Consider the following 8,633-nt stretch of genomic DNA (forward strand, 5'->3'; position numbering starts at 1 on the left):
GCCGCAGCACCGGAATTCCCGATCTGGGGTGGATCTGCCGAGCTGGGCACCATCCGCACCTCAGGTAATACCGATACCTCCAGCATTAACGGTAAATTTGCTGTTAAACGCGATGGTGAACTCTGGGATTCCAGCCTCAAACTGGATGCCCTGACCAGTAAAGAAGATGGCGTTACTTCAAAAGAAAAGTACCGCGGCACCGTTCAGTTTGACCGTAACTTCAGTGAGCATTCTTACCTCGCCATTGTCGGTGATGAAGAACGTGACCGCTTCAGCGGTTTTGAGTATCAGGCCACGTTATCCGCCGGTTACGGTTACCGCGCCATCCATGAACAGAATATGGAACTCGACCTTGAAGCCGGTCCCGGTTACCGTCGCGACAAGCTGAAAGAAACAGATGAGATCAATGAAGAAGTTATCGCCCGTCTGGTTGCCAGATACCACTGGACCATTCAGAAAGGCGTCGAATTTATAGAAGAATTCAGTGCCGAACTGGGCGAAAGCAACAGTATCTATAAATCAGAAACCGGTCTGAAAAGTCAGATCAACGGCAGCCTGGCCACCAAGCTGACCTATAAAGTGAAGTACGTTGATAAGGTGCCGGCAGAAAGCGAAAACACCGATACCGAGTTTGGCGTTACTCTGGTGTACAGCTTCTGATCGGATTGTTCTGCCACCGCAGATAACAAAAAGCCCGCGTTATTACGCGGGCTTTTTGTATCCGATAAAACCGGATTATTTATCGCAGTCTTTATCTTTACGGTGACCATGATGGCCATCCAGGCCGTCTTCATCCGGGTGATGCCATTTGCGCATCTGCTTCTCTTTCAATGCCGTCCATTTTTCCTGCTGTTCGGCAGTCAGCACACTTTGCACCAGTTGTTCAAAGTGCTGGCGCGCCGCTTCACGCTGAGACTGATCCAGCGGCCACTGGTAGTTGTCTTTCTGCTCTTTAACGCCTTTCAGCAAAGTATCTTTCTGCTCATCGCTCAGATCCAGTTTACGGGCCAGTTCTTTAGCGTGTTTTTTCTGCATTTTGGCGTGCTGCTCGCGCATTAAGCTCTGCGCCTGCTCACGCTGTTCGGGGGTCAGCACCTGCTGGATTTCAGCGCGCATCGCCTGCATCAGTTCGTGTGCTTTGGCGCGGTTCTCACTGCGGGGCGTGTCGGCCTTACGCAACTCGCGGAATTTACTTTCGTAGCTGTCTTCAATTTCGTCGATGCGCTCTTCCTGGGCATCGCTCAGTTCCAGCTCATCGTCCCAGTCTATTTCGCGGTGCTTGCCACCAAAGGCCAGCGCCTGACTGGCCAGCAGCAAAGTACAGGCGGCACCAACGGCCTTGATTAGGGTCTGTTTCATCATTCGGTCCTCTGGCAATGCCAGGCAATGTGTACGCTTATCAGTGTACGGATTGCCACACAAAGTTGTGTCCGCCATTGCAAAGAATTGTCACAGGAAAACCATGGATATAATCCCTTATCAGGCGCGAGACGGACGGCGTGAATGTTCGTTATCATAGGGCATTTCTGCTGTACGACGAAGACCATGAGCGATACCAACAACGATCCCGAAGAGCAGCTGTTCCTGCAGGAAATGCAGGGCGTTAAGCCACTGCAAACAAAAGAGCGGGTCGAGCTGCGCAAGGCTGAGACGTCACAGGTCAGTGCTGCGGCACGCCGTCAGGCGGCACAGCAACAGCCCGAAGAACAGGATGGTAACCGCCTGCAGACCAGCGAGGTAAAACGCGTCGGCCCGCACGATGTCATCGGTTATAAACGTCCCGGTATTCAGGATGGGGTATTCCGCAAACTGCGGCTGGGTAAATATGAAACCGAAGCCCGCCTCGACCTGCACCGCCGCACCATCGATGAAGCACGGCGCGAGCTGTACCGTTTTATTCAGGATTGTATGGCGCACGATATCCGCAGTGTGCTGGTGCTCCCCGGCAAGGGTGACCGCAATATCAACGACCCGGCGGTATTAAAAAGCTATCTGGTGCACTGGCTGGAGGAGCTGGACGAAGTTCAGGCCTACCACACCGCGCAACCCCATCACGGCGGCGCCGGAGCCTTTTACGTACTGCTGCGTAAAAGCGAACGGAAAAAACAGGCCGCGCGCGAACAGTTCAGCAAAGGGCGTCTCTGATCACTCACTTGCTGCTGTAGTAATCCGCTGTTACCCAACATTCCTTACAATCCGCCAGACTCGCTGTTCCACAACAACAATACGGAGCAGCGCTCATGGCAAATATCCTCATTATTGCCGGCGATTACGTCGAAGATTACGAACTGATGGTGCCGTTTCAGGCATTGCAGATGGTCGGTCACAGCGTCAGCGTGGTATGTCCGGATAAAGCGTCCGGCGACAGTGTCCGTACCGCGATCCACGACTTCGAAGGCGACCAGACCTACAGCGAAAAGCCCGGCCATAATTTTGTACTGAATGCAGATTTCGCCAGCATTAACGAACAGGAATTCGACGCCCTGCTGCTGCCCGGTGGCCGTGCGCCGGAATACCTGCGCCTGAACAGCCGCGTGCTGGAACTGGTGAAACACTTCGCCAGCGCTGGCAAACCCATTGCTGCGGTTTGCCATGGCGCGCAGCTGCTGACCGCTGCTGATGTTATCCGCGAACGCAAAATTTCGGCTTACCCGGCCTGTGCACCGGAAGTCACCATGGCCGGAGGCATCTATGCCGATATCGCCGTCGATCAGGCCGTTACCGACGGCAATATCGTTACCGCCCCGGCCTGGCCTGCCCACCCGCAGTGGCTGGCGCAGTTTAATGCCCTGTTGCAGTAATCAGTACCTGTCAGAATCGGCATGATGCTGACTGCGCGTAAAGGAGGGTGCAATCACTTTCCTTTGCGCGACATAATGGGCACCGGACTGATTGCCTCAGGAAGCTTTCCATGTGTGAAATTTATTCAGGTGCCGAACCGGAACTGTTTGAACTGAAGACCCGTTCCATCCGTATCGATGGCGTCGTCACCAGTATTCGTCTGGAGGCTGTCTTCTGGCAATTGCTGGAGCAGATCGCTGCCGATGCCGGGCTGACACTGGGTACTTTTATTACCCGTATCTATCGTGAAGTGCTGGAGCGCCGCGGCGAAACCGGTAACTTTACTTCCTTACTGCGTGTCGCCTGCACAACACATCTGAATCAGGGGCAGCGTCTGACACTCACCACCAGTGCCTATCAGGACACCATTAACGATAACCAGGAAACGGTACGCAAGGTATCCTGAGAGCTTCAGGCATTATTCGGTATCGGCCGATTTCAGATGCTGCTCTGCCCACAGATACTGGGCCTGCTGCAGCAGCGGCGGCATCCAGTTTTCTTCTTTTGCCTGCACCAGTACTTTCTCTATCTGCGCGCGTAATTCCGGCGAATTACAGGCCGACTTTTTCGACAGGGTCAGATACAGCGGCTCGCTGCTGATTTCCTGCGCTAATGGATGGATATTCAGATAGCCATTACGCGCAGCGTAGGCACGGGCAGGATTCTCTTCATACAAAACATAATCAACCCGCTGACCATTCAGCATCTTCAGTCCCTGTTCCAGACTGCCAACCTGATGAACGGTGAGGTACTTGCGGGCAAAGTCATCAAACTCCTGACCAAAGCTGTTATGAATAACAGTAACGCCCTGACGGCCGATTAAATCTTCCCAGCGGTTAAACTTAAAGGGTTTTTCATTATTAACCCACACCACGGTACGGGTCAGCTGAAAGGCGGGGCGCAGGTAATCCATGCGCTCAGAGCGGGCATCGGTATAAAAGGCACCGGCAATAAAATCGATACGTCCGGCCGCAACTTCTTCCTGAGTCCGGCCCCAGGGACCGCTGTATTGCAGATCGATTTTTATATCGAGTTGTTTTGAAACTTTGTGTAAGAAGCCGGAGATTGCACCGGTTAACACTTCGGGATTTTGCGGCGACCGCCACAGGTAAGGCGGATATTCGGCATTACCACTGGCGGTAAATAAATGGCAGGCGTCCTGTTCTGCACTGGCGGAAATGCCGGTAATCATTACCAGCCAGAACATAACAATCTGTTTCATGAGTTGCACACCCCAACACAAATATCCGGGATCGGATTCAGTATAGGCGGCCACTAATTAATTGCCTGCTACTTTACTGCCAGCTCCGCATCCAGAGCATCGATTGCCTGCGCCATCCGTTCGCGGGTCATCTCTGCAAGGCGCTTCACATCGTCCTCACCCATACCCTCGGTACTGATCGGTTCCAGATAACGCGCCAACACTTTACCACTATGGAAGCGGTGCAGATCAATATTTTTATGCGTACTGCTGTACACCATTGGCACAACAGGTAAACCGGCCTCAATGGCAAGCGCAAAGGCACCGCTTTTAAAGGGTAATAATCCCTTACCACGCGAACGGGTACCTTCCGGAAAAATGTAAACAGCACAACCGCGTTTTTTTACCGTGCGCGCTACTGTGGCCATCGTTTCCCAGGCTTTGGCTTTATTGGTTCTGTTAATAAAAATATTACCAGCAAGCCAGAACAACAAACCAAACACCGGAATAAAACGCAGACTGCTTTTACCTAAAATGGCGATATTACCGGGCAGCATGCCGGGATAAATAAAAACGTCCAGAGTGTCCTGATGATTACCGACATAAATAGCCTGACCATCACCGACCGGAGATTGATTAAGCACTTTCATATCAATGTTCAGCAGCCAGCGGCCGAAAGAAAATATCTTGGCGCAGTCGCGGGTATTATTACGATGGAAAGGACGAATGATGCACAGCACCAGACCAAGCGTGCAGCCAAACAGAAAATAGCCGGTTAATACGACAGCACGAAAAACAAACAGCATGATGAAGTCTCTTATTATTGTTTATAGGTGCCGCTGAGCTCCATCTCCGGGCGACACATACAGCAGATGCAAAAACGCTATTGTTCTCACAGGACAGGCCGGCAGCAAGGTGCCGGCATGCCATTATTCTGTGAATAACAGGCATGAATGCCCGCTCGCTTGATTAACACAGAAGCAGTTAACGCAGAAACAGCTGGTAGGCCGTATTATCGGTTTCATCCCAATAACCATAGCCCAGCTCTTCCAGAAAACTGTGCAGCTGCTGCTGACGGTCATCAGCAACCTGCAAACCAACCAGAACACGGCCATAAGCTGCACCGTGGTTACGGTAATGGAACAGCGATATATTAAAGTGCTTGCCCAGCTTGCGCAGGAAATTAAGCAGTGCACCCGGACGCTCCGGAAATTCGAAACGGTAAACCCGTTCATCATTAACGGCTGCCGGCGCATGCCCACCCACCATATGGCGGATATGGTACTTGGCCATTTCATCGTCGGTAATATCCAGCACCGGATAATTATCTCCGTGCAGTTCATCCAGCAATGCCTGACGCGCACCGTGCTCAGCGCCAACTTTAACGCCGACATAAATCTGCGCCTGATGGTCATCGCTGTAGCGGTAATTAAATTCGGTAATCGGGCGCTTGCCGATCAGGCTGCAGAACTTCTGAAAGCTGCCAGGCTGTTCGGGAATGGTCACCGCCAGAATAATTTCCCGGCCTTCACCGATCTCTGCAACTTCCGAGATATAACGCAGCCGATCAAAGTTAACGTTGGCGCCGCTTAAAATCGCCACCAGGTTCTGCCCTTCACAACCTTCACGCTCAACGTACTTTTTAACGCCGGCAATGCTTAATGCACCGGCTGGTTCACATACCGCACGGGTATCGTCGAACACATCTTTAATGGCGGCGCAGATTTCATCCGGCGTACAGGTGATCACTTCGTCGATATGATCTTTACAGATTTCCCAGGTGTTTTTACCGATCTGGGCCACGGCCACACCGTCGGCAAAAATACCGACCTGGGGCAGAATAACGCGCTTTTTCGCTGCCAGCGCCGCCGCCAGACAAGCGGACTCGGTGCTCTCAACACCAATCACTTTAATTTCCGGGCGCAGCGCTTTGATATAAGCCGCCACACCGGCTGCCAGACCACCGCCTCCGACCGGAACAAAAATCGCATCCACCGGGCCACTGAGCTGACGCAGGATTTCCATACCAATAGTGCCCTGACCGGCAATCACTTCCGGGTCATCGTAGGGATGGATGTAAGTCATGCCTTTTTCTTCAACCAGCTTCTGCGAATAGGCAAAGGCATCATCAAAGGCATCGCCCTGCAGTACCACTTTGGCACCACGGGCTTTAACCGATTTCACTTTAATATCGGGCGTGGTACGCGGCATGACGATGGTAGCTTTAATGCCCAGTTTCTGTGCCGCCAGCGCCAGTCCCTGCGCGTGGTTACCGGCGGATGCCGCAACCACCCCTTTGGCTTTTTCTTCTTCCGTCAGCTGCACCACTTTGTTGTAGGCGCCACGCAGCTTAAATGAGTACACCGCCTGCTGATCTTCACGTTTTACCCAAATTCGGTTGCCCAGCCGTTCGCTCAGGAAGGGGGCAATATGCAGCGGCGATTCGACAGCAACATCGTAAACGCGGGCGGCGAGAATTTTCTTCAGGTAATCGTTAAGCATGCCGGGGATTCCAAACAGACTGAAAAAATCGGTGCGGGAAGCACTCAGAGGTGAGCATTGTAACGCATCAGCGCATATAATTCGCTGCATCTGACACATCATAAGCCCGAGCTGCCATCATGACACAAGACGAACTGAAACGCGCCACAGGTATCGCCGCCGCCGACTATATCCGCCCTCATCTCGACGACGACAGCATTGTCGGTGTTGGCACAGGCTCTACCGCCAACTGCTTTATTGATGCCCTGGCCGAACACAAACACCTGTTTGACGGTGCGGTTGCCAGTTCTGAAGCTTCAGCCCAGCGTCTGCGTGATCACGGCATTCCGGTGTACGACCTGAACAGCGTCAGCAACCTCGACTTTTATATCGACGGTGCCGACGAAATCAACGAGCACCTGGAAATGATCAAAGGCGGTGGTGCGGCGTTAACCCGCGAAAAAATTGTTGCTGCGGTCGCCAAAGAATTTATCTGCATCGCCGATGAAACCAAACTGGTGAACCGCTTAGGCGCTTTCCCGCTACCGGTAGAAGTAATTCCGATGGCACGCTCTTATGTGGCCCGTGAACTGGTTAAGCTGGGCGGCGATCCGGTTTACCGCGAAGGTGTAATTACTGATAACGGCAACTGCATTCTGGATGTGCATAACTTCAGCATCGCCTCTGCCATTGAGCTGGAAAGCAAAATCAACCAGATTACCGGTGTGGTCACCAACGGTCTGTTTGCCCTGCGTCCGGCCGACGTATTGCTGCTTGGCACCCAGAACGGCGTTCAGACCATCAAGGCTAAATAACCATCATGCACGTGCCGGGCAAAGGATTGCTGCACGCAGTTCAGGCACGGCTGACGCCTGTGCGCCTGCCGAAGCTGCTGTTGCGTCTGCTGAGTATTATGCTGTCGGCGGTTGTGCTGATTGTGCTGCTGCTGAGCGTTCTGCCTGCCCTGCTCAAACCCGCCCTGAACCGCTGGTTGCCGGATCTGCTGGCCGATGTAGCCGCCCCCGGCAGCAGCGTGGTGGTGCAGATCGACACCTTCAGCTGGCAGCGTTTTCAGCTGACTAAACTGCAGCTGCCTCTGGCCGATGGCAGCCTGATTCAGCTCACCGATCTTGATCTGCGCTACCGCCCGTCGCAATTACTGCAGGGCCGGCTGAAAACCCTCAGTATTGCCGAATTACACGTCAGCCTGCCCGATGAAAGTGCGCGCAAAGTCGCTGCGGTAGCCGCACAGAATGCCGGTAATGCCGCACGTGAACAGTTGCACCAGCTGCTGGAAATTCCACAATTCAGCCAGTGGCTGCAACTGCCACTGGAACAGGTCAGCATTGACCATATTGTGCTGCAACATCCTGCGGCGGTGGCCGAACTCAGCGCCAGCCTGACCCCGCAGCAGTGGCGTATTCATGGCAGTGCTCAGCTGGATAATCTGCCGCTGCCGTGGCAGATCGAACTGCAATTACAACGCAGTGGCGACTGGCTGCTGCTGGTTTCGGAACAGAGCCAATTACTGTTGCAGCAGTATGGCCATATTGAACAGGACGCCGACAATACCCGCCTGACGCTGGATCAGCGCCTCGACTTTGCCGCCCTGAGTGAACGCTTACCTCAGCTCAGCGGGCTGCCCTTGCCCCTTAACCGGATGCAACTCAATGCCGGGCTGCAATTACCCAACAGCGCCTACCTGCCACAGGATCTGAGCATCAACCTGAGTGCCGGCTTCGATACCCGCCGCCAGCAACTGGCTGACAATATGCACTGGCAAAGCGGCAGCTGGCACTTAACCCTGAATAAAGAAAACCCAGCCGCCGACTGGCAATGGCAGTTGCAGAGCAACAACCAGCAACTGCAGTTCACCGATCTGCTGCCAGCGGCAGGCGGCGATCAGTTGTTTACCCTCAGCAGCAGCCAGCAGTTCAGCGGCTACTGCAGCGCCAAACTCAGCAGCTGCGAAGCCGAAGGCCAGCTGAAGAACCTGCTGCACGGCAAAAAAAGTGAGCAGTTACTCGCCAGCCTGAACCTGACCCCGGCGCTGAACTGGCAACAAGGCAGCGCTCTCAGCCTGGTGCTGCCGCTGGCGCTTGATATCAGT

General features: G+C 53.6%; 10 protein-coding genes. 6 read left to right on the forward strand and 4 right to left on the reverse strand.

Translation table 11 applies throughout. From position 1 onward, the window contains the following. On the forward strand, positions 1-660 hold a 660-nt coding region (locus B3P58_RS02815; RefSeq protein ID WP_286715994.1), incomplete at its 5' end, for a DUF481 domain-containing protein. 75 nt (positions 661-735) lie between these two features. Here B3P58_RS02815 and B3P58_RS02820 read toward each other — a convergent pair. Then, complete coding sequence (locus tag B3P58_RS02820) at positions 736-1,359, reverse strand: hypothetical protein (protein ID WP_225691151.1); 624 nt, start codon at positions 1,357-1,359, stop codon at positions 736-738. Positions 1,360-1,545: 186 nt separating this feature from the next. Between B3P58_RS02820 and smrA the strand changes: the two genes are divergently transcribed. The 3 genes from smrA (at position 1,546) to B3P58_RS02835 (ending at position 3,247) form a co-directional block, all read left to right on the forward strand. Then, positions 1,546-2,145, forward strand: coding sequence for a DNA endonuclease SmrA (gene smrA, locus B3P58_RS02825; protein WP_145467695.1), 600 nt, complete (start codon positions 1,546-1,548; stop codon positions 2,143-2,145). Between the two features lie 95 nt (positions 2,146-2,240). Next, the gene (locus B3P58_RS02830) at positions 2,241-2,801 is read left to right on the forward strand and encodes a DJ-1/PfpI family protein (RefSeq protein WP_145467693.1); all 561 of its coding nucleotides are present in this window, start codon (positions 2,241-2,243) and stop codon (positions 2,799-2,801) included. Between the two features lie 110 nt (positions 2,802-2,911). After that, a complete protein-coding gene (locus tag B3P58_RS02835; RefSeq protein WP_145467691.1) occupies positions 2,912-3,247 on the forward strand; it encodes a ribbon-helix-helix domain-containing protein in 336 nt (111 codons plus the stop codon). A 12-nt stretch (positions 3,248-3,259) separates the two neighbouring features. Here B3P58_RS02835 and B3P58_RS02840 read toward each other — a convergent pair whose 3' ends face one another. From B3P58_RS02840 to ilvA, 3 genes are all read right to left on the reverse strand, one after another. Further along, positions 3,260-4,063 (reverse strand): substrate-binding periplasmic protein, encoded by an 804-nt coding sequence (locus B3P58_RS02840; protein WP_286715997.1) that lies wholly within the window; start codon positions 4,061-4,063, stop codon positions 3,260-3,262. Between the two features lie 68 nt (positions 4,064-4,131). Then, positions 4,132-4,848 (reverse strand): 1-acylglycerol-3-phosphate O-acyltransferase, encoded by a 717-nt coding sequence (locus B3P58_RS02845; protein WP_145467687.1) that lies wholly within the window; start codon positions 4,846-4,848, stop codon positions 4,132-4,134. Between the two features lie 178 nt (positions 4,849-5,026). Beyond that, positions 5,027-6,544, reverse strand: coding sequence for a threonine ammonia-lyase, biosynthetic (gene ilvA, locus B3P58_RS02850; RefSeq protein ID WP_145467685.1), 1,518 nt, complete (start codon positions 6,542-6,544; stop codon positions 5,027-5,029). A 119-nt stretch (positions 6,545-6,663) separates the two neighbouring features. On the opposite strand from ilvA, the gene rpiA reads away from it, so the two are divergent. Both rpiA and B3P58_RS02860 read left to right on the forward strand, forming a co-directional pair. Further along, entirely contained in the window at positions 6,664-7,338 is a 675-nt protein-coding gene (rpiA, locus tag B3P58_RS02855; protein ID WP_145467683.1) for a ribose-5-phosphate isomerase RpiA, read from the forward strand. 59 nt (positions 7,339-7,397) lie between these two features. Beyond that, the coding region (locus tag B3P58_RS02860; RefSeq protein WP_286716000.1) for a hypothetical protein at positions 7,398-8,633 on the forward strand (1,236 nt) is incomplete at its 3' end.

The sequence above is a fragment of the Thalassolituus sp. UBA2009 genome (assembly GCF_002335285.1).
In the GTDB taxonomy this organism is placed as follows: domain Bacteria; phylum Pseudomonadota; class Gammaproteobacteria; order Pseudomonadales; family Oceanobacteraceae; genus Venatoribacter; species Venatoribacter alkanivorans.